This window comes from Pseudomonas sp. CGJS7, from assembly GCF_036961695.1.
Genome location: NZ_JBAMDI010000167.1, coordinates 1 through 20,348, shown reverse-complemented (window position 1 = coordinate 20,348; position 20,348 = coordinate 1). Strand labels below are relative to the sequence as shown.

17 protein-coding genes and 1 pseudogene are annotated in these 20,348 nt (G+C 59.2%); 4 read left to right on the top strand and 14 right to left on the bottom strand.

Annotation, left to right across the window (positions count from 1 at the left end; genetic code table 11):
* The 11 genes from V7787_RS47485 to V7787_RS47445 all read right to left on the bottom strand — a co-directional run.
* The coding region (locus V7787_RS47485; RefSeq protein ID WP_336094665.1) for an ESPR-type extended signal peptide-containing protein at window positions 1-1,449 on the bottom strand (1,449 nt) is incomplete at its 3' end.
* Between the two features lie 860 nt (window positions 1,450-2,309).
* Window positions 2,310-2,756 (bottom strand): transposase, encoded by a 447-nt coding sequence (locus tag V7787_RS53280; protein WP_442965371.1) that lies wholly within the window; start codon window positions 2,754-2,756, stop codon window positions 2,310-2,312.
* A gap of 436 nt (window positions 2,757-3,192) precedes the next feature.
* On the bottom strand, window positions 3,193-3,630 hold the full coding sequence (locus V7787_RS47480; RefSeq protein ID WP_336094664.1) for a transposase: 438 nt from the start codon (window positions 3,628-3,630) through the stop codon (window positions 3,193-3,195).
* Between the two features lie 63 nt (window positions 3,631-3,693).
* The gene (locus V7787_RS47475) at window positions 3,694-4,080 is read right to left on the bottom strand and encodes a DUF4019 domain-containing protein (protein WP_336094663.1); all 387 of its coding nucleotides are present in this window, start codon (window positions 4,078-4,080) and stop codon (window positions 3,694-3,696) included.
* Window positions 4,081-4,782: 702 nt separating this feature from the next.
* Window positions 4,783-5,736, bottom strand: coding sequence for a LysR family transcriptional regulator (locus V7787_RS47470; protein WP_336094662.1), 954 nt, complete (start codon window positions 5,734-5,736; stop codon window positions 4,783-4,785).
* Window positions 5,733-6,779 carry a sensor histidine kinase gene (locus V7787_RS47465; RefSeq protein ID WP_336094661.1) on the bottom strand — a complete coding sequence of 349 codons (1,047 nt, stop codon included), beginning with the start codon at window positions 6,777-6,779 and terminating at the stop codon, window positions 5,733-5,735. The genes V7787_RS47470 and V7787_RS47465 overlap by 4 nt, the downstream gene beginning before the upstream one ends.
* 53 nt (window positions 6,780-6,832) lie before the next feature.
* On the bottom strand, window positions 6,833-7,339 hold the full coding sequence (locus V7787_RS47460; RefSeq protein ID WP_336094660.1) for a Rab family GTPase: 507 nt from the start codon (window positions 7,337-7,339) through the stop codon (window positions 6,833-6,835).
* A complete protein-coding gene (locus V7787_RS47455; protein WP_336094659.1) occupies window positions 7,336-9,027 on the bottom strand; it encodes a hypothetical protein in 1,692 nt (563 codons plus the stop codon). The genes V7787_RS47460 and V7787_RS47455 overlap by 4 nt, the downstream gene beginning before the upstream one ends.
* A gap of 8 nt (window positions 9,028-9,035) precedes the next feature.
* Window positions 9,036-9,539 (bottom strand): hypothetical protein, encoded by a 504-nt coding sequence (locus tag V7787_RS47450; protein WP_336094658.1) that lies wholly within the window; start codon window positions 9,537-9,539, stop codon window positions 9,036-9,038.
* Window positions 9,540-11,353: 1,814 nt separating this feature from the next.
* A complete protein-coding gene (locus V7787_RS53275; RefSeq protein WP_442965370.1) occupies window positions 11,354-11,785 on the bottom strand; it encodes a DDE-type integrase/transposase/recombinase in 432 nt (143 codons plus the stop codon).
* Between the two features lie 205 nt (window positions 11,786-11,990).
* Window positions 11,991-12,971 (bottom strand): aspartyl protease family protein, encoded by a 981-nt coding sequence (locus V7787_RS47445; RefSeq protein ID WP_336094657.1) that lies wholly within the window; start codon window positions 12,969-12,971, stop codon window positions 11,991-11,993.
* A gap of 126 nt (window positions 12,972-13,097) precedes the next feature.
* On the opposite strand from V7787_RS47445, the gene V7787_RS47440 reads away from it, so the two are divergent.
* The 3 genes and pseudogenes from V7787_RS47440 to V7787_RS47430 all read left to right on the top strand — a co-directional run.
* Window positions 13,098-13,802: a response regulator gene (locus V7787_RS47440; protein WP_336094656.1), complete on the top strand. Its 705-nt coding sequence runs from the start codon at window positions 13,098-13,100 to the stop codon at window positions 13,800-13,802.
* The gene (locus V7787_RS47435; RefSeq protein ID WP_336094655.1) at window positions 13,799-15,160 is read left to right on the top strand and encodes an ATP-binding protein; all 1,362 of its coding nucleotides are present in this window, start codon (window positions 13,799-13,801) and stop codon (window positions 15,158-15,160) included. The genes V7787_RS47440 and V7787_RS47435 overlap by 4 nt, the downstream gene beginning before the upstream one ends.
* Window positions 15,161-15,332: 172 nt before the next feature.
* Window positions 15,333-16,468: pseudogene (locus V7787_RS47430) on the top strand (IS3 family transposase); the annotation flags it as partial.
* A 32-nt stretch (window positions 16,469-16,500) separates the two neighbouring features.
* Here the strand turns inward: V7787_RS47430 and V7787_RS47425 are convergent.
* Window positions 16,501-16,746, bottom strand: a complete 246-nt coding sequence (locus V7787_RS47425) for a DeoR family transcriptional regulator (protein ID WP_336094666.1) — start codon at window positions 16,744-16,746, stop codon at window positions 16,501-16,503.
* Window positions 16,747-17,348: 602 nt separating this feature from the next.
* On the opposite strand from V7787_RS47425, the gene V7787_RS47420 reads away from it, so the two are divergent.
* Window positions 17,349-18,053 carry a response regulator transcription factor gene (locus tag V7787_RS47420; protein WP_336094654.1) on the top strand — a complete coding sequence of 235 codons (705 nt, stop codon included), beginning with the start codon at window positions 17,349-17,351 and terminating at the stop codon, window positions 18,051-18,053.
* 311 nt (window positions 18,054-18,364) lie between these two features.
* On the opposite strand, the gene V7787_RS47415 is transcribed toward V7787_RS47420, so the two are convergent.
* Window positions 18,365-18,796, bottom strand: a complete 432-nt coding sequence (locus tag V7787_RS47415) for a transposase (protein WP_336094653.1) — start codon at window positions 18,794-18,796, stop codon at window positions 18,365-18,367.
* Between the two features lie 130 nt (window positions 18,797-18,926).
* On the bottom strand, window positions 18,927-20,348 hold a 1,422-nt coding region (locus V7787_RS47410; RefSeq protein ID WP_336094652.1), incomplete at its 5' end, for a YadA-like family protein.

The window sequence follows — 20,348 nt, the reverse complement described above, 5'->3', positions numbered from 1 at the left end:
ATTGAAACCGGCGCTCGCGGTTGCGTTTACCGCATCCAGCTGATTCTTGTTGACCGCATCGCCCGGCGCGGTGCCCGGGCCGACATTGCTGATCGGCTTGCCGCCAGCATCGATACCGTTATCGGTCACGCTCGGACCGCCGACGATGGTCAGGCCATTGGTGTCAAGCTTGCTGTTGCCCGCAGTGACGCTGTCGACCTTCAGATCCTTGGCCAGATCGAAGTTGACATCCTCCACATTCACATCCTTGCTGACGACGACGTTGCCGTCGGTGTTCTTCAAGTTCACTGTCTCGTCCGCATACACCTTGCTGCTGTTGGCGCCTTGCGCGGTCACATTGAAGCCGGCCGAACCATTGGTAGTCAGGTTCTCGATTGCTTGATTGGTGGCGTGCAACTGGCTTCCGTTGATGGCGTCGGTGCTGGTCGCGCTGATGCGGCCAGCGGCGACGTTGGTGACGGTGCGCTCGATACCGACATTGCCCACGCTTACCGAACTGGTCGGCGCCGCGCCGGCAAAGTTGTAGTTGGTTCCGCGAATCATAGACCTGGGAGTGGCCACGGCCGCAGAGGTTTTGGAGTAACTGCCGATAGCCACGTCGTTCGCGTTGGTCGCCGAAGCTTGGTAGCCAAGCGCGGAGCCATAGTCGGCCGTGGACTGCGTGGTCGAACCCAGCGCGATCGAACGAAGTCCCTGAGCCTTCGATTCGTTGCCGATGGCTGTCGCTTCCAAGGCAGTCGCCCGCGCCTCGGTGCCTAATGCGGTCGCATACGTTTGGGTTGATTCAGCCTTGTACCCTAGGGCGAGCGCCCTCATGCCGGTGGTCGATGCCTGATAACCGACAGCAGTGGACTGACTGGCTTTCGCGCTGGCCCCCGCGCCCAAGGCCGTCGCGTAGTCGCCCTCTGAGAGCGACTGGTTGCCGAGTGCGACCGACTGCAATCCCTTGGCCTTGGCCCAGGTTCCTATTGCTACCGTATGATCCTTGGTCGCTTCCGTATGTTGGCCCAACGCAGTGGACGCCATACCGCTGCTAATGGCTTGATAACCGATGGCGCTGGAGCCCGCTTTCGTGGTGCTCGCGCCCGCGCCCAACGCGATCGACTGATCGCCTCCGGCAGTGACTTGGTTGCCCAACGCTACGGATTCCGTCCCGTTAGCAACTGCACGGGTACCCACCGCGACGGACCAATTCTTGTTCGCTTTCGACATGTAGCCGCAGGCGAACGCCGAACCGCCTCCGTTAGCCGTTGGTACATCTCCACCAGTTGCGCTCGTTGTACAAACCGTACCAGCCGAAGCCTGAAATGCCGGGCCGGCCATCAGCACGAATACTACCGCTGACGCCGAAGCCGATCGCGCTGCCTTCTTGCGCCCACTTGCAAATTCCGAAGCCACCACCCACTTGTTCAGAGCCTTGCTCCAAACCACACAAAAAATCTCATTCATCAGATCTTTCCCAATTCCCAGTCGTTATAGAAGTCACAAAAGGCGCAATGAGCACCGCCGGCCTTTGTGCGAGTTACTGTGACGCAGGTCCGTACTGGGTTGCGCGCTCGATTCACGAACACGATGTTCGCGCGTGTCGAACGGACTGATGGGAAAACGGGCTCAAGAATTGAAACTAGATCGCGGCGTTCGCTAGGCGAAGAGAATCAATCAACCAAAGAAAACAGCGGACTGTGGCCGTTGCCCGCGGGTTCATCTGCCGGGTCATCGAACGAAATTGGTCCATGTCACATCGAATGCGTATGCTTTGCTGATGTCCGAGCGCGCATCGACGCGATGAGGACCAATAACAGACCGGATCCGACAGGCCTACAATCACTACGTTCGCGGGCTCAATGGCGAAGCCAACGCAACGACTGTTGCGCGGATGTCCGAGGCGGTTGTGGAGTGGTTAGCGGAATCCGACTTGGCGTTCGGGTGTCCGCCGAGCGCGGTGGTAGTAGATCGCGTTGTTGTGTCGGCGGGAGCGTACCGCATATACGAACTGCTCACGCGCGTTCAGATCGCGGCGAATATGGACGAGAACAGGCAGTGACAGCGTAAGTCGAGGCGGCAGGATTTCGGATCCTCCGCGCATTGCTAGGTTAATCGCAGCTCGACGGTGTGCACAGCCCCAGCTCTCCCCGACACTCGGTCACGAGGAGATTCCTGACACTTCTCGGGCCGCCGCGACAATCAAGTAGCCGCTTCGCTTGGACGGACAATCACAGAGGCGACGCGTACTTACCTGCCCCACGCACACGCGGATACTCCCCCCAATGCATCTGTGATCTATGGTTGGCCGCTACCCCGTCGATGAATCAATGGCGAACGAACGCGACGGTCGGCGCCATCTGTCCGGCCCTGCGTGATGCCAAGCGATCATTGGTTCCAGAATCATTTATCTCAGCCGACTTCGGATTTTCCCCGGATCGCCGACGGCGCCGACGCTTTTTCGTGCTGTATGAAGCCACGCGATCTCTCAGGGCATGGATCAAGCACGGGTCCGAGCCGATTCCATGTTCCACCGCACCCCATATCCCCTGATCCACCCAGCGGATAAAGCGCACGTAGATCGCTCGCCAGCCGTCACTGGGAACGCACTTCCAACAGGCATCGTTGCGTACGACCCACAGCACGGCGTCGACGAAGGCACGGTACTCCGCGTCCTTGGTCCTGACGCGGCTACGAAGGTTCCGCGGCAGGCGTGAGGTGATCGTAGCCCACTGACTGTCGTCCAAAGGGGCAACATCTATGCTCAAGGCCATTCGCCTGTGTCTCCTATGTTGTTGCGACCGCTACGACGTCGCGGCCGAGGAGGGGCCGGCGAGTCGATTCAAGCACTGCAATCTACGCTTCGAGACGAAATATCACATTCAAGGAGATATCTTTTTTATCTCATTTGCCGCCGATTAGCCGCCATTCGGGCTTGACAACCCGCCGAACCTCGCCCTTCTCGCCACCTCTATTCGGCGATGAAGATCATCGGGCACGAGGGGCGTCGAGGCCACCCGCTGTCGCAGGGATGAACGCATCACTTGGTTCGGTCCCCTCAGCCGAATTGGGCTCAAAGATGCCAGCACAAACGACAGCGCCAGCCATCCAGACCACGGCAGCAACGCTAACATCTTATTCGTCAGCAGTTACTCGCGGAATATTTTCGTATCCAATGTCGGTCGAACGCACGTTCACGACGAGCAGTGATCAGACTTCGAGCATGCGGTGCAGCAGCTTTCTGTTCATCCGTTTACGAACGATGGCTGTATGCTGCGCCGCACGAGCAAGCAAGGCACGCGTTACCGCCTGATCGTGGCCCAGGATTTCGGCGACTCCATCCCACGCATTGATATTGTTCCAGCGCAGGAATCGCACGTACACGGCTCGCCAGGAGCCGTGGCTCCGCGGCAGCTCGTTCCATAATGCGTCTCCAGCAACTACCCACAGCACGCTCTCGACAAAGTCTCGATATTGCTGGCCGCGGTTGCGCGCTCGGACTCCCAACCGGTCCGGAAGCATGTCGACGATTGCCCGCCATTGCTGGTCGCTGATCAGTCCACGCGACGGGACGTCCATCACTTCGGCCTTCGCTTGCGGGCGAAAATGCAGGGCAACGATAACGCCGTCCTCTTGCTCTATACCCATGTTCGCTCCCAGCCCTGCTTTACGTCTGAAAATTTGGAATCCGGTCGCACGCCATCACGACATTCACTCGACGGCATAGCCGACGAAGCGCCACACACCATCATCGTCCAATCGAAACGAAAGAATTTCGCGCAGCGCGTGGCCACCAGCGAATGTCGTCGCGAACTGTACGGATGCGTACTGCCCCGCGGGCAATGTGCCCCCCCCCTGTGCGCGATGGATGGCGATCCAATCCCGAGCGGTCGGCCTCTCAGAGCCTTTTCGGGTCGAAGCAATGTTCGCCATGAACGCATCGCGCGCCACGTCGCGCTTCAGCATCGCCGATCCGCCGTCCCACAGCTCGCCCACTTTTCCCGCATCGATACCGACAACGACTCTGAGCCCTGCATCGCGGATAGCGTCCGGCTCGATCAGAGCCGGACGCCCGACCGAGGCGGGAGCAGCGGCCACTGCTTGAGCTGCGGCGGGCTTCTTTCTAGCATGCGCCGCACCAGCCACCGCAGTACCTATGGCAAGGGCGACAACCAGAACGCATTCTTTGAACCTAATCTCTCTCATGACACTTCACCCGATGGTTGCACGCGCAGCCGGAAGCACAATTCGTTCCGACGACGCACCTTGAAAGCGCACAATGGCTGAAGCAGGCGATGGCCCGCGTATAGCGAGCACTGCTTCTCATCACGCGCATGCGAGACGGCCGACTCGCCTTCCGCGGCCGACAGATTTCTTACCAGCCTTTCCACCCGAAAACCCACTGCAACTGCGGCTCGCGTCGACTCCGAACGACTGGCGACCGCCATTCCCTCCAGGTCGTGGCGAGCCTGATTCCGCCTCCTGTCGCCCGTTTCTCAATCGAACTAAAGCGAATAGAGGATCGGGGAGGAGTGGAGCTTCCTCCACTATCGGTCGCTTCGCAGCGGCGTTGGCACGTGCGCCAAGGACCAGATTAGCCAAGCGCACAACACCCGAGCACCGCAGGAGAGCATCCTCGCGACCGCTGCAGCCGCTTGCGAAGGCGCGCTCTACGGGCCGAAGCCTTGAGAATCTCACCGCGGTGTTGGCAGGTTGCGCCTTCACCGCGACATTTCTGATGTAAGTGATTTTGTTTCATCCTCGACGAAACAGTAGAGTCGTTCCCGTCTCGGAAACGCGCTAGCCGTCTGGCGCGAACGGCTCGTTCGCGCTGGACGAACACGGAACCAGCGTATCGGCGGCACCCATCCAATCTTCCGGTTTTAGCGATTCTGCGAGGAACGCCAACAACTTTTGAACCTTTTGCGACGAACGTCGGCTCTTCGGGTACACGGCGCAGAGCATGCCCGAGATCGCAGGAAACTCGCTCAGCACTGGCGTTAACCGCCCCTCATAGATGTCGGCCTGGATCAGCGGTTCGGGCAATAGCGCAATGCCCAGGCCGCCACTCGCAGCAGCCGTCAATTGAGCCTCGCTATAACTGCGCATTTTTTCGCGGTAACGGCAGTCCCGCCATTGGCCGTCCACCAGCAGCCGCCAAACACCTTCAACTTCGCCTTGACTTCTCCCGAGACCGTCGTGCCGCGCCAGATCTTCGGGACCGCTTGGTGTACCGCAACGTTGCAGGTAGTCGGGGCTCGCGCACAGCAAATTACGATAACGAGTGAGCTGGCGAGCCACCAGACCGGAGCTGTCAATCTCAGACGTGCGAATGGCAACATCGAATTCCAGATCGTCCAGATTGCCTTCGCTTCCGACTTCCACGTCCAACAAGATGTCCGGGTACTGTTCAGCGAATTTGTTGAGCAGCGTGGTAAGCGGCCCCTCGAACTGTCTCGAAGCGATGACGCTCAACCGCCCCTTCACCAAACTGTTGAATCCGGCGACAAAATCGTTGGCAGCTTGAATCGACTCGAGGATGCGCACGCACTTGGCGTAATAGACCGCCCCGACTTCAGTCGGACGCACACCGCGGGCGCTGCGATCGAGTAAGGGAGCGCCAAGTTCCCGCTCCAGATCGCTGACTCGACGGCTCACCACCGACTTGGCGGTGTCCAACCTACGCGCCGCATCGGTGAAGCTGCCGACCTTCACCACCGTGACGAACGATGTCATGTCGATGATCTGAATCACGCCGCCGGCTCCGCGCGCCACCGCGCCCCGATGGGAATCCGGAACCACAGCGCATAGCCGCTTTCGATACGCGGGACGATCTCGACCATGGCATCCATGTCGCGCAGAATCCGCTGACTAGCGGCCAATGCCAGACTGCCGGCCGAATAGGAATGCAGGAGCTCGTTGGTGGTTATCAACGGCCCGAACCACTCCATGCTGAATCCCTCGGGCTCGGCGTTTACTTCTAGATCCAGATGAAGTTCACCGAGCGAAAAAGCCAGCTCTATCCGGCCCTTCTCCACTCCGCCGAACGCATGCACTACCAGATTCTCGAGCACTTGGCGCAAAGCCCGATCGTCGATCTCTACTGTTGGCGCGTTCTCAGGCACGTAAACACTGAGATTAATCCCCGATCCTACCGCCTGCAGCGAAAAGGTATTTAGCAAGGCGCTGGCCAAACGGCTCAAGTCCACCGATCCTTCGTCGCTCGCCTTGATCGAATGCTCGCCCATCGCGACCAATGCGCTGCTCGCGAGCTTGTCCAGCCGCATAGCGGCGCGTTGCAAGACAGCGATCGAGCGCAGCGCAGTCGGGTCGCTGCCGCAGTGCCGCGCGAGGATATTGACATGACCCGCTAGCAGCGCCAGTGGCTCCCGCATTTCTCCCGCCAGAATGGAGAGCATTCCAGCGTCTTTCGGCACCAACATCGCCTGTTCGAGCTGTTTCCTCGCCATAGGGCCGCTTCTGTGCAGGGACCTCCTGATGCTCTCATTTCGCAGTGTCGTTTCATTGCTCGATTGCTGGATTCTCTGGAGCGAACGCACCAACTCCGTCGAGTCGAGCAGCACGAAATGCCGGAGTTCTTCCTCGCATACGATATGGATGTCGACAAAGTAGCCATCGATCAGCTCCACCGCTTGAAGCACTTCCGTCGGACTGTCGCCACCCACCATGATGTCCAACAGCAGCCTTCCTATGTCGTCAGCCGACATCGAACCGAAAGGATCGGAATCTCCTACCATGTCGACCAGGCGGCCCTGTCCATCGACCGTGACAACCAAGGGCGCCCTCGGGGCTTCAGGAGTGGTGGGCCTTTTTGGGCCGCCGCGAGCTTTCAACATTGCGTCACCAATTCGGTCGCCAGGGCTTGAAGCGACTCTTCCACTCCCTGGCCGGTCTTCGCGCTGGTGGTGAAGACGGCCAGCTCGCGTTCGAGCTCGCGAATCGTCGCTGGAGGCACGTCCCACGCGTCGATCATATCGGCCTTGTTGAGCAGAAGTGCAGAAGGCGGTAGGCGGCCCAGACGTCGATGCACCTGTTCTCGCAAGGACAGGGCGATGGTGACGGTTTCCTTTCGGGTTCCATCGGCGACCAACAGCAAACCGTTCGCACCGAGGATATAGTTGGAACGCATCTGCTCCAGGACGCTGACGCCCGCAATATCCCAGAGCACAAGACGTTGTTCCGAGCCCGCGATCTTCAAGGCCTTGGTGTCCACTCTGACGCCTACCGTGGTCAGATAGGTTTCTGAGAAAGTTTTTCGCACACTGCGCGCCACCGTACTTGTCTTGCCGACGGCAAAATCGCCTATCACGCAAATTTTGAACGAGCGAGATTTCATGGCGCGACCGGATAGGGCACGACGACGACGCAAGTCGCCCTGATGTCGGCGATGGACGAGGTCTCATCGGTATCCACGATCACAGTCGATGGTGGCGACAAGGCCGCATCCAGGCGTGCCGCCAGCCATTCTGCCCGCGCCTGACGCAGACTCCGGTTCTGGCTATAGCTTCCCACTTCGTCGGTAAATCCCTTGGCGCGCAGTCGGAAGGCCATGCCTTCGGCTTTCCCAAGTGCTTGTAACCGGTCCACCCGATCGACCATCGCGTCGATCTGTGCCTGCATGCCCTCGATGGGCACTGTGGTCCCACTGTCGAATCGCACTTGCATACCCTCCAACTCTACGATGAGCTCGCGGACGCGTTGAGCGCCCGGATAATCCAACCCCGCCGTATCCACCCGATCAACACCCGGGATGCTCATCGATGTCTGGGTTACCCGATACCAATCGGCGAACCGCAGCGTGCCCTTCAGGCTGATCGTGCCGTCGAGGTACTCCGCCATATCTAATGGAATCCCCAATCGCCGGGCCGCGCGACGCTCGAGAATAGCCGGCTCCAGCGACATGTATGGCCGCGCACGCCAGTCTAGCTTCACGTCCGGATAGCGCTCGGCCAGCCACCTTTTCGGGTCGTCGGCCAATGGATCGATCAATCCCTCACCCCGAAGTCGACCTCGCCGACTATCGTCCCAATACGAAATCATCATGCCGGGCGTTTGGGCAAAATGAGCTTCGATATCGCGCGCCAGCAAAGCCCAGTGAATACTGAATCCGACATGCGTCGCGAGCGCTGCCAACGAGATCGCCAATGTCCATCGAAGGTATGGGCGGCGCCGTCTGCTGGCAGTGTGCTCCTCAGCCAAACTCCGATTGAGATGATCGAAGTCGGACTGCTCCAACAGCTCCGTGTTCGGCATATCCGCGGAAGAGTCGGCGGACAACGCCGAGGCGTGTCGCGAATGGAGCTTCTCGTTCAACTGATTCAGCTGATTCCTGAAATCGCTGGAAGGTACTCCGCGCACGAAGGCGACCAACCGCGCCAGCGGGCCGTCGCTGACCACCAGCCTGTATTCGCCCACCGTCGCCGAGCCGATACCTCCGATACGATCCATCGGCACCGAGTCCATAACGAACTGGTTGATGGCGGTGAACATCCCCGCTATCGCGTCGGAATCGAGTTCCTGCAGACCCTCCGTAGCGCAGTGCCCTAAGAGTAAACCGCCTTGTGGCTCGATCAGATACAGGTACTCGACCCGATAGCGCATCGTGTTTCGCAGCACTACTTGCGCATACGGCAATCCGCTCCGCCAAGCCTGCAATCGCCAGCGCAGCGTCCGCAGGCTTAAAGTATTACGCAACGTACGATCCAGGTCATCGGCCATCTCGCGCATGGTTTCACCCAGGGACCGACGGATCGTCGGTCCGACGATAGCGTACAGAGCATCGGTCACCACTTGCGGCTGTTGTCGCACCGCCATCTCGAGCGAAGTGATTGCGGATTGGGTCAGTGCCTCGGTCAAACGGCTCGGCCGACCTTGTCCTTGGCTCGTCTCCAAATGCTCTGCCACAATTTCGGGCACCTCGCCCAACAGCGCGCGCGTCCGCCGCAGCGATTCGCGGAGCTCCTCCAACTGGCTCGATTCCGACTGCAGCAGCAGACGGCGAAGGCGATCGTATTCTCCAGGCATCTCAGCGATCAACCTTCGACGGCAGAGTCCCGCGGACCTCGCAAGCGTAGCGACAGCTCGGCCATCATGTCCGCCATATCCTCGCGAGCCAGTTTGCTTTCGTTGATATGGGCATGGGAACTGTTGAGCGTCGCCTTGAGCGCTTGAACGCTTTCCCTGGCCTGCGCTTCAATCGCGCCCAGCGCTTGGCCGAAACGGCTTTCCCCTGCAACCGCCTCATCCTCGTGGCGCTGAAGCACAGCATTGACCTCGCTGCGCTGTGTAACCAGCGCTTGGCTCATGCGCATTTCCAGACCATCCAGGGCCAGCGCCCTCGCAGCCGCTTCTTGGCGTAGCTGCGCCTGCAGACGTTCTATTTGCGTGTTCAGGCGCGCCTCCAAGACCGCGATTCGCTTGTCGCCATCTTTGCAAATACGCGCGAGGTCTTCGGCGAACCGCTCTTCCATCTCCTTGAGGCGGCGATCGAAATCACGCGCCACCCCGCCGAACATCAGTTCGCGGATTTGTTCCATTTTCCTATCTCCGCGCTCGGACTCCGCCCCCATCTCCACGGGCGGTACGCCAGGATTAGCTCCGACTTTTTGTTTGTTGTTCTCCATCACGTCCCTTGACAACATCAATCTCTATAACGCCAAAAGTCACAAACATTCCAAGGACGCTCATGATCCGAGGTGCTAAAGAGAACACACTTAGCGGCGCAATGGTATCTATAAAAAGTCACATTCATCGCGCATGTGTCACACATATCCGCGATCCAATAACAAATCCAGTACGCTGTCACATCGGCTTCGCTTGCCGCGCTCGCTGCATAGAGGCATCGCTTCGAGAACAAAGCGAGCGGTGCGTACAAATACCGTAGCTTTCATAATAACCTGACCAACCCGCAGTCAATTGAAGTACATGCTGACCGATGAGCAGTAGGCAAGGCGGAAAGTACGCCAACTGGAGCTACCAGGATTTCGGGGATACTTGCCACTAATCCATGCTCATATCAGAGGCGATATCCGCTCCTGCACTTGTCGCTCAAGCCCTAGCCAAGCAAGCCTGCAGGCGGCTTTAAGTCCACCACGTTGAGTTGGTGGCCAAGTTGAGAGCTAGAACTCCCGGCATTGCTCACGCGAACCATCGCGTGCGACTTCCCGTTCGACGCCAACCGAGCTAATAAAGAGCAGTTCCACGATTTCGGTGCAAATGTGTTCGAAACGACGAAATGAGTCAGCCGATTAGGTGTCCACGAAATCCTGGCAACTCTAATTCGCTAGCGCAGGGCAGTCGGCCAGCCTGGATCTTAGTGCTAGCGCCGCCGGCCACTGGGCGCTACACGATGACAGCGCCGAATCCGAATAGAGCATCAGCCGAGGATCTGGTCAGATTCCAACCGTCGCCTTCTCATCCTTCAAGTCGACGGCAAAATCATCCAAGCCACTTACCGCAGCTAGCCGCTCAGTGTGGACGTGACTGGCCAGCTTGCTCGATACAAACGCCCCCCCTCCAGAGAGGAATGCCGCCAACCTCCTACATCTTGGTTTCGGCCGCCAGCACGCGACCGAGAATGTCCAACACTTAAGTAAAGCCGGGCTATCGCGACACCTACACAAGGATGTGATCGCCAAGGCAGCTTCAAGGACGGAATAGGTATTGGGTAGCGGCTGACGACGGAATTGAGGTATCGCCATATGAATCCGCCACATATCCCTCTGCGACTCTGCCTCCCTCGCTGTCGCGTACTGCCAGACCGCTCGGTCCTTGGTTAACGATGCAGCTGTTCGGGCAGTTGTATTCCAAATGACCTATAACGATGGTCCTTGCCCCCGCCTTTGTAACCGCAGCCCCAGCGCTGTCGGTTACCAAATAGCCATCGGGACCATTAATCAAGTCACACTGATTAGGGCAACCATATTCGAAGCCATCGATTTCTATGGTTTTCCCACCCACCATCAACCTGACTACGCCAAGCCCGCTGTCCTGCACAACAAACTTTTCAGGACTTCCAGTTATTATGCAACTATTCGGACAGATATATTCGACACCGCCTATGACGACGACCTCCCCAGGAGGTGTCGGATCTACCAAAAAAGCCGCGATGCCCGCCGATATGACACTCAGGGCCGAGAACATGCCTGCAATCATCGATATCCGCGTTAGCATAGTTCCACTTCTTTTTGTAGGCGTAGCTGAGGATTTTCAGCATGCCCGGCCATCCTTCCGATTACAACAAGGCGCGCCAAGGAGTCGAGCTACTGGAGTTACCAGGATTTAGTGGGCACGTGATCCCCGCCTCCGCCGTAGGGCCTCGAACTCATCTGGGCTAACTCCGCCCAGATAGCTATGCCCCCCTAGCTGGGTTTTGAAAGCCGCCAATGTACTTAGCGATGTCTTGCATCGCGGTGTCCCGGTCCGCATAGATGCGCTTCTTGATTCGCTCTTTCTTCAGGCCACTGAGGAACGATTCGGTTACGGCGTAATCGCAGCAATTGTCTCGCCCACCCATGCTCGGCTCGATATGACTTGCTTCGAAAAATCGATGCCAAGCATCGCTCCCGTACTGGGTACCTTGATCTGAATGAATCAGAGCATTGCGCGGCCGCCTGCATCTAACCGCTTTGGCCATGGCATCCAAAACCAATTCACGATGGATTGTCTGCTTCGCCGTCCCGCTGATAATCTTGCGAGAGAAAAGACCCATCACTACCGCGAGATAAAGCCATCCTTGCCACGTTCGGAAGTGATGTCCGTTACCCAGACCTGATTGTGGCAAGAGACGGCGAACTGGCGCTGTAGCAGATTACAAATCAAAGGCTGCAGCTCAGGCACTGGCAAGCGGCGCATGTCATAGCTATGCAGCGCTTGCAGTCCGCTCTCATGCATGAGGCGCGCAACCCGCAGGTGGTTAAGCCGCCACCTTCTTGCTAGCGCGTGTAGCTGGCTCGAAAATAGACCCAACCAAAAGCGTATACAAGTGGTTACTCATCACCTCTACTTACACAGAACGCTGCTGCCCCACTCTTGATTGTAATTCGTCGTTGCCGCAACACGTCGATGCCCAGGATTATCGTGGGTTGTCCGTCGGGGCTGAGCTCGTCGAAGATCGGAAGTTGGCTAATCCGAACTTCCGTCGGGCCCAACAACCATTCGCCAATCTCTAGACGCGGCAGATCATAGAGCCAAGTATCAGGCACTGCGGTTGAACTCGTGTTTTTCACAACGCGCTTCAAACGTCGCAAGCTCAGATCGCCCGGCCGCAACCTTAACGTCATGGCAGCGGCCAGGTTCATCACAGTGTGTGATGCACCGGTGTCGATCACGGCACGCACCTTTGAGCCCCCCTTCCGCAATGACACATCCATGAAGGAGATTTTCCTTAGAGCTTCCGAGCGTCCCGGATAGCTGTTGAGGTAGCATCGCCCCTCGTCAACCGCGCTCGAGCGCAACAACAACTCGCCTCGCTTGATGTCGAAAGTCGCATCGTATAAAGCGATTACATTGGTTCCGAGGATGCCGTCGACCGACTCTTCGGAAGTAGCGGTAGAGAGTTCAGTTTCGGCAACAGTAAACGGCCCGGTGAGCGTCATATTGCCCACTCGCATTCCCTCGAACCGCACCATCGGCGGCGGAGCCGTCCGGCCATTGAGGTGGCGCACTTGAGCATCTTCGGATGCGTCCTGCTCCAGAGCGCTGGCCGCCCACGCGAACTTTCTATCGATGACGTCATCTCTGGACGTGCTATCTATTACTAGATGCAAAGGCTGATCGACGCCCGGAAGCGAAGCTTCCGCGGTAGCGTAGGCGCCGCGCATCGTCAGCGGCAACCTGTAACTGATTGACCCGATTCGAGGGCCACCTCCCGCCACCGCAAGCCCCCTCTTTATGGTGTATATGCCTCCCACTGTCAGTACGCCGACGGCGAGCAGGAGCAATGCAGGGAGGTGGACGAACGAACGCACTGCAGACACCCAATGGTCGATTGTTCATCTATTGAAACTTGCTCGGGTGTCATCCATTTGTCTGCTCTGCAACCAACAACAACTTGCGGATACAAACTAGTTACATAGTTCTTAGACAATAAGCACATGAGCGCTCACTCCAACATCCTAGTCGTCGACGATGACGCCAGTGTTCGCGACGCCTTGTGCGAATATTTGATGGGGCATGGCTATGCTGTGCGCTCTGCGCGTGACAGCAATGAAATGAATCAGCGCCTGGCCGAGCAAACAGCAGACCTGATCGTTCTGGACTGGATGATGCCTGGCGAGGACGGCTTGTCGATCTGCCGCCGACTCACCGCGGACGGGGCCACAGTGCTGATGCTCAGCGCAATGTGTACTACTCTGGATCGGGTAATCGGCCTGGAAGTCGGTGCTGACGACTACCTCTCCAAACCATTCGAGCCACGCGAGTTGCTGGCTCGCGTACGGGCACTTCTTCGTCGGCGTAGTAAGACCGAATCCGCGCCAGCCATTTCCAGAGTGCACTTCGATGGTTGGCGGTTCGAAGGAGCTGAACGGCGGTTGTTAAATCCTGACGGCCAACCCGTCGCGTTGACGCCATTGGAATGCAACCTGCTTCGCGTGTTCGTCGACCGTGCGGGACGTCTGCTCAGCCGCGACCGACTCATGCAGCTTACCCATGGTGACGATGCGAAAGCATTCGATCGCGCCATGGATCTGGCGGTCAGTCGGCTACGGCGAAAACTGCGCTGGCCTGGGTGTTGTGCGCCGATCGAGACCGTACGCGGCGAAGGCTATCGGTTTAACGTGGCGGTCGAGCGGCTATGACCGTGCCCCATCGCCCCATCCCAACATGCTTGAACCTGATGGACAGGCTGACCTTGGCTACCATCGCAACGGCCTTGGCAATCAACTTCTTTATTGCACTGCCGGCACCAACGTCCTCGATGCTGGAGGTTAGCCTTGGTACCGCCATCGCCGTACTGCGCAAAGAAGCAACTGTCGACAACCGAAACTTGAAGATGGGGCGCGATTGCATAATGCTCTCGCATCCGGCGAGCAACGCACTAGCCCGCGTTTCTGTTGATATACTACAGGCACCGCATGAGCGATTTTATACGCGATGGTTGCATCTGTCCGAGTCAGTGCAAATTCATCCGCAAGTCATCGTTTCCGGTTGTGCGCCGCGACTGAACTCTGACCTTGCAACGCACAGAGTATTTAGCAGCACCGATGCCGATCGACCGGCCTTCGAATTCGCACCGCGTCAGAGCGACGGTTGCTGGCGCGCGGCCGAGCCGGCGCATGCACCGACTCAGGCCTGGCGCCTGCGTATCGTGCTCGCCTTCGCACTGACTGTCGCATTGCTCGCACCCTTGGCATGGTGGTTCGTGCAGCGTTTGACGCAAGCACCACTCTCGCTTCATATCGATGTCGATCGACTAGGACTAGAGCGTGCCTTTTCCTATGCGGCATCAACCAAAGCCACACAGGACGAAGGCCGCCCCACTCCCGAGGTGCAGGTGGAGCATGAGGCTGCTTGTCCGAGCCGCCCAGCCGATGATATGGCGAGCATGCTGGCTTCCGTAGCCCACGACCTGCGCATACCACTGGCCGCGCTGCGTCTACGCGTAGAAATGGCACCGACGGAACATTCCTTGCGTATGGCCGCTGATCTGGAACGGATGGACGCAATGATTGCGCAAATGCTCCACTACTTCCGCGGAAGATCCCAGAATGAATCGCTAGTCGATACCGACCTGGCCCAAATGGTAGATGAGTGCATTGACGACGCTCAGGCCCTAGGCAAAACAGTGCAAGCTTCGCGCATCGATGCGATTCGCGCAGTGGTCGAGCCCCTCAGCCTGCGGCGCGCACTGATCAATCTGATCGATAACGCTGTGCTATATGCAGACGGAGCACGTGTAGGCTTGTGGCGCGAAGACAACTTGATCGTCCTACAAGTGGACGATGACGGCCCCGGCATTCCGCCCGACCAAAGCGAACGCCTGCAAAAACCTTTCCAGCGCTTGGAATCCTCGCGCAGTCGCGAAACCGGCGGCCTCGGCCTTGGCCTTTCAGTTGCACGCCAAACCGCGTTGCGCCACGGAGGTCGCCTAATACTGCAAAATCGCGATATGGGCGGCCTCAGTGCTCGTCTGCAATGGCCCACCCATGACACATAACGAAAGCGAATCACCCAGCCGATATCAAGCAGCGCGCCGACCGCCTTCCTGCAAACATTCTCGCTTACCTAACAAGATCCCTAGTGTTGGCTTAGAAAAAAAGTTGGCGTGAATCGCCCAGGGTTTCGTAGACATCTCGCAGCCATAAACTATGGCTTATGCGGAGGTGGTTATGAGCGCGAAGCGGTACACCGATGAATTCACGATCGAAGCGGTTCGACAGATCGTGGAGTACGGTCGGCCGGTGGCCGAAGTGGCGGAGCGGCTTGGCGTGTCGGTGCACAGCCTGTATGGCTGGCGGCGGCAGCAAGGAAAGAGCGCCGTGGTTCGCCGTGTCGAAAGCGACCAGAACGCGGAAGTGCGTCGCCTGAAGGCGGAACTGCGCCGGGTCACTGAAGAACGAGACATCCTAAAAAAAGCCGCCGCGTACTTTGCCAAGGGGTAAAGGTGAAGTACGCCTTCATGAAGCAGCACGCCGACGAGTTCGGACTGGCGGCCATGTGCCGCGTGTTGCACGTGCACCGCAGCGGCTACTACGCATGGCTTCGCGAGCCGACCAGTGTTCGCGTGCGCGACCATCAACGCTTGCTTGGCTTGATCAAGCACAGTTGGCTGGAGAGTGGATCGATCTACGGCCATCGCAAGATCACCAAGGACCTGCGCGAGTTGGGCGAAACATGCAGCAAGCACCGCGTTGCACGTCTGATGAAGCAAGAGGGGCTGCGCGCCATGGTGGGTTACGGACGACGTCCACGGCCGCTGAGCGGACCGATCGGCGCGGTGGCCAACAACGTCTTGGCGCGCACGTTTACGGCGCAGGAACCCAATCGGGCCTGGGTCACCGACATCACCTACATCCGCACCTACGAAGGCTTCTTGTACTTGGCCGTCGTGCTCGACCTGTTCTCACGCCAGGTCGTAGGCTGGGCCACGCGGCCGACGCAACACACCGACTTGGTGCTGCAAGCTTTGTTGGCGGCGGTGTGGCGTCGCAAACCCGAGCCGGGCCTGCTCCTGCACTCGGATCAAGGCAGTCAGTTCACCAGCGAAGACTGGCAAAGTTTCCTGAAGGCTCACGGCATCGTGTGCAGCATGAGCCGGCGTGGAAACTGTCACGACAATGCGGCCATGGAAAGCTTCTTCCAGTTGCTCAAGCGCGAGCGTATCAAGCAATGGATCTACAGCACCCACGCCGATGCGCGGGGCGATGTGTTCGACTACATCGAGCTGTTCTACAACCCTAAGCGGCGGCACAGTTCCAACGATGGCCTGTCCCCGATAGAGTTTGAAAAGCGGCATGCACTAAACGACCGACGACTGCCTACAAAAACCTGGGCGATTCAATCATTCATCGACAAGGTCAGCATATCCCTCTCGTGAATTTTCTGCTCCTGCATCAGTTCGCGCACTAAGGTTGCGCCGCCTCGGGTGCGCGTCACCATCCCTTTCGATTCGAAATGACTGAGATCTGCGCGGATAGTCACTGCCGATACTTCGCATCGATCGACCAGTTCGGCCACCTGCATCGACTTCTGTTCGATCAAGCATTGCAGGATCTGTTGCCGGCGGGAGCGGATACTGCGCATGGCGATCAAGGTTCTCGTTAAGAAACAGGAATAGCGGCGTCCAAATAGCTCGCGCCCCACGCTTGGGCGAGGGCCACCCGGAAGATTCTTGGATATCTATCAGCCGCGCTAGCAGATCCGTGGCGACAGCGCAGCCCTTTAGCGGCGAGTTGGGGCTAATCTGCAAGCCGATGCAGCAACGTGCTCGACTGCCGAGAGCAAGCGCCTCCGAAGCAACGCTGGCCGCGCTGTCACTCGGCCACCTAATTCCCTCTACACTGCAATGACCGGCCATTCTATCTATCACTCGATGCGGAGGTCGGTTGCCAACGAGCAGCGAAGCTCCCGCGGTAGCGTAGGCGCAGCGCATCATCAGCGGCAGCTAGTAATTGATAGGCCCAGATCGGGCGCCAAATCCTGTCTCCGCCCCCCCTTTATGTGTATATGCCTCCCATTGATAGCACGCCGGCGGCGAGCAGCCGCAATGCGAGATGATGGCGGAAAAACAGATTGCACACACTGTGAGCCGATTAGGCATCTATTAAAGCTCGCTTGGATATCGTCTGCTTGTCCGCACGACGCCTGATAGTCACATGCGGATACAAATCTGGGGCAACGGGCACATGAGCGCTTCCTTCCAAATCCTGGTCGTCGACACTGACGCCAGTGTTCGCAACGCCTTGTGCGAGTATCTGATGCGGCATGGCTATACTGTGCGCACTGCCCGGGACGGCAATGAAATGAATCGGCACCTAGCCGAGCAAAAAGCAGACCTGATTGTTCTGGACTGGATGATGCCTGGCGAGGACGGTCTGTCGATCTGCCGCCGACTCGCCGCGGACGGAACCACAGTGCTGATGCTCAGTGCAATGTGTACTACTCTAGATCGTGTGATCGGCTTGGAAGTCGGTGCTGACGACTACCTCTCCAAACCATTCGACCCACGCGAGTTATTGGCTCGTGTGCGAGCACTTCTTCGTCGGCGCAGTAAGACCCAATCCGCGACAGCCATTTCCAGGGTGCACTTCGATGGTTGGCGGTTCGAAGGGGCTGAACGGCGATTGTTAAATCCTGACGGCCAACCCGTCGCGTTGACGCCATTGGAATGCAACCTGCTTCGCGTGTTCGTCGACCGTGCGGGACGCCTGCTCAGCCGCGACCGACTCATGCAGCTTACCCATGGTGACGATTCGAAAGCATTCGATCGCGCCATGGATCTGGCGGTCAGTCGGCTACGGCGAAAGTTACACTGGCCTGGTTGTTGTGCGCCGATCGAGACCGTACGCGGCGAAGGGTATCGATTCAACGTAACGGTCGAACGGCTATGACCGCGCACCTCGCTCGATCCCGACACGCTTGAGCTGGGCGCAGCGCAAATTTCGAAATAAGGTAAGTAGTGCAGGCATCCGAAAGGACCGTATTTCGTTCCGGACATTCACGGACTTAGGATTACCAGGGTTTCGAGGGCATATGATCAGCGGGCTCAATTCGTCTTTTCGAGTTCATTCGCATTACGATCACGGTGGCAGACCTCCTTAGCCCGCTGGGGCGTCGAGCAGGAGATCGCACGCAATGGCTCACACCAGCAATGTTCCGAATCGCAGACTCTGATCCTACATGGCCGATAGAAGCATCGTGTTCAAGCGGCTGTCATACCGCCCCAACGCACGGCGATTTCGTCGTACAGCTCGCCGCAGTGGCCGCTGGGCTCCGAGCGCCCCTTGTGGCGACGCCAACGGTTGCTTGCGCGGTAACGCTCAACTCGCTCGAGCAAACTGTGTGCCATTGCACTGTTGACGCCCAACGCTTGCTCGACGGCGATCCAATGCTCGTCCTGGACCCAACGCAGAAAGCGCACGTAGATCGCCCGCCAGGAACCGTAGCAGCTCGGAATGCTGGTCCAGGGCGCATTGTTTTCGACCACCCACAACACCGCTTCGATGAAGGCGCGGTAGTCGCCGGTGTTGTTGAGGATCCGGGCCTGATAGTGGCGCGGCAGGTGGGACGCGACGATCAGCCACTGCTCATCGCAGAGCAAATGCGGTCGCGGTTCGATCCGTTGCTGGCTCATTCGAAATATCCCGGTGAAGGTTTCTTGAGGCCGATAGGGACGCGGCCGGCGCGGCCGCGTCGCGTGCGATGGAATCGGAACGACCGGCCTGCCGCGCAACCCGCGCGGCAGGCCGGACCGTCGCGCCCGATCAGTCGCCGAACACGCCGCTCACGCCGACATAAGCGCCGACGCCATCGCGGTTGCTCGACGCGCCGCCTTCCAGGCTCCAACGTCCATCGTCGGAGGTGTGGCGCAAGCTGACACCGAACGCGGCCTCGCTCTTGTACGCGCCGAAACCGGCGTAGTACGTCGTGCGGCCGGCCACATAGGGCGCGGGCTTGATCGCGATTGCGGTGGCGATGCCCGAGTGCATGTCGCGCTCCACCCGGCGCACATCGCCGCTGAGCTTCCACACATCGTTACGCACCGCGGTCACCTGGCCATCGGTGTAGCTGTTGGCCTGGACCACCGCGTCGGCGACGCCCGATTGCAACTGGGCGACATTGACCGCGTCGGTCGGCGCCTTGCCGGCGGCGACGTTGTGCAGCGTGGTCTGGCCACTGCCGTTCGGGTTGAAGGTCAGGCTGCTGGTGTTGACGCTGCCGTCGGCGTTCTTGTCGTACTGCAGACCGCCGTTGCTGTAGCCCTTCAACTGAGCGACGTTGACCGCATCGGTATCGGCGGTGCCGACGGCGACGTTGGTGACCCGACGCTCGTTGCCGGCCGAACCCACCGACACCGTATTGGCCTGATCCGCCACCGAGCTGTTGCCCAATGCGACGGCGTTGTTGGCCGAAGCGTTGGCGCCGTTGCCGAGCGCGGTGCTGCCGGTGCCCGAGGCCGATGCGCCAGCGCCGCCCGCGGCTGCGTTGGTGCCGGTCGCGGTCGGTGCAGCAGTGTTGTCCTGGCTGACCTGGAACAAACCCGCCGAACCGTTCTTGACGCTGTTGACGTCGCCTTCGACCGTGGTGATGCGGTTGTCGTACTGGGCGACGTTGCCGGCGACCTGATTGACCCGCGCATCGGTGTAGCTGTTGGCCTGGGTCACCGCCTGATCGACCGCCTGGTTCACGCCGGTCTGCAACTGCGCCACGTTGACCGCATCGTCGCCGGCCGAACCGGCGGCGACGCCGCCGATGGTGCGGCCGCCGACCTGCACCTGCCCGGTCGAGCTGCTGCTGCCGACGAAGGCCGCGTTGTAGCCGCTCTGCGCACCGACCGTAGTCGCCGAACCGGCACCGATCGCCACCGAGTTGGCGTGACCGGCGACCGAATCGCGGCCCAGGGCCACGGCGTTCTCAGCCGAGGCGGTGGCGTTGTAGCCCACCGCGCTGGAACCCACGCCTTGGGCGTGCGCATCGGCTTCGGCCAGACCGGTTTCGTTGCTGCGCGCATAACGCAGGCCGCGACCGTTCTGAGCGACATAGGCCGCGTCGTTCTGGCCGGCGACGGCGTACAACTGCGCGCCGTTGACCGCATCGGTGGACGTGGCCGAGACCTCGCCCTGGGCCAGATTGGTCAGCTTGCTGCCACCAGTGACGCCGCCGTCGGTGCTGGTCGGGCCGGCCAA

Coding starts and splice junctions, on each gene's coding strand:
- V7787_RS47480 (WP_336094664.1), bottom strand. CDS start 3,630: ATGGGTATAGAGCAAGAGGACGGCGTTATCGTTGCCCTGCATTTTCGC.
- V7787_RS47435 (WP_336094655.1), top strand. CDS start 13,799: ATGACCGTGCCCCATCGCCCCATCCCAACATGCTTGAACCTGATGGAC.
- V7787_RS47420 (WP_336094654.1), top strand. CDS start 17,349: ATGAGCGCTTCCTTCCAAATCCTGGTCGTCGACACTGACGCCAGTGTT.
- V7787_RS47440 (WP_336094656.1), top strand. CDS start 13,098: ATGAGCGCTCACTCCAACATCCTAGTCGTCGACGATGACGCCAGTGTT.
- V7787_RS47425 (WP_336094666.1), bottom strand. CDS start 16,746: ATGCGCAGTATCCGCTCCCGCCGGCAACAGATCCTGCAATGCTTGATC.
- V7787_RS53280 (WP_442965371.1), bottom strand. CDS start 2,756: ATGGCCTTGAGCATAGATGTTGCCCCTTTGGACGACAGTCAGTGGGCT.
- V7787_RS47415 (WP_336094653.1), bottom strand. CDS start 18,796: ATGAGCCAGCAACGGATCGAACCGCGACCGCATTTGCTCTGCGATGAG.
- V7787_RS47455 (WP_336094659.1), bottom strand. CDS start 9,027: ATGCCTGGAGAATACGATCGCCTTCGCCGTCTGCTGCTGCAGTCGGAA.
- V7787_RS47450 (WP_336094658.1), bottom strand. CDS start 9,539: ATGGAACAAATCCGCGAACTGATGTTCGGCGGGGTGGCGCGTGATTTC.
- V7787_RS47460 (WP_336094660.1), bottom strand. CDS start 7,339: ATGAAATCTCGCTCGTTCAAAATTTGCGTGATAGGCGATTTTGCCGTC.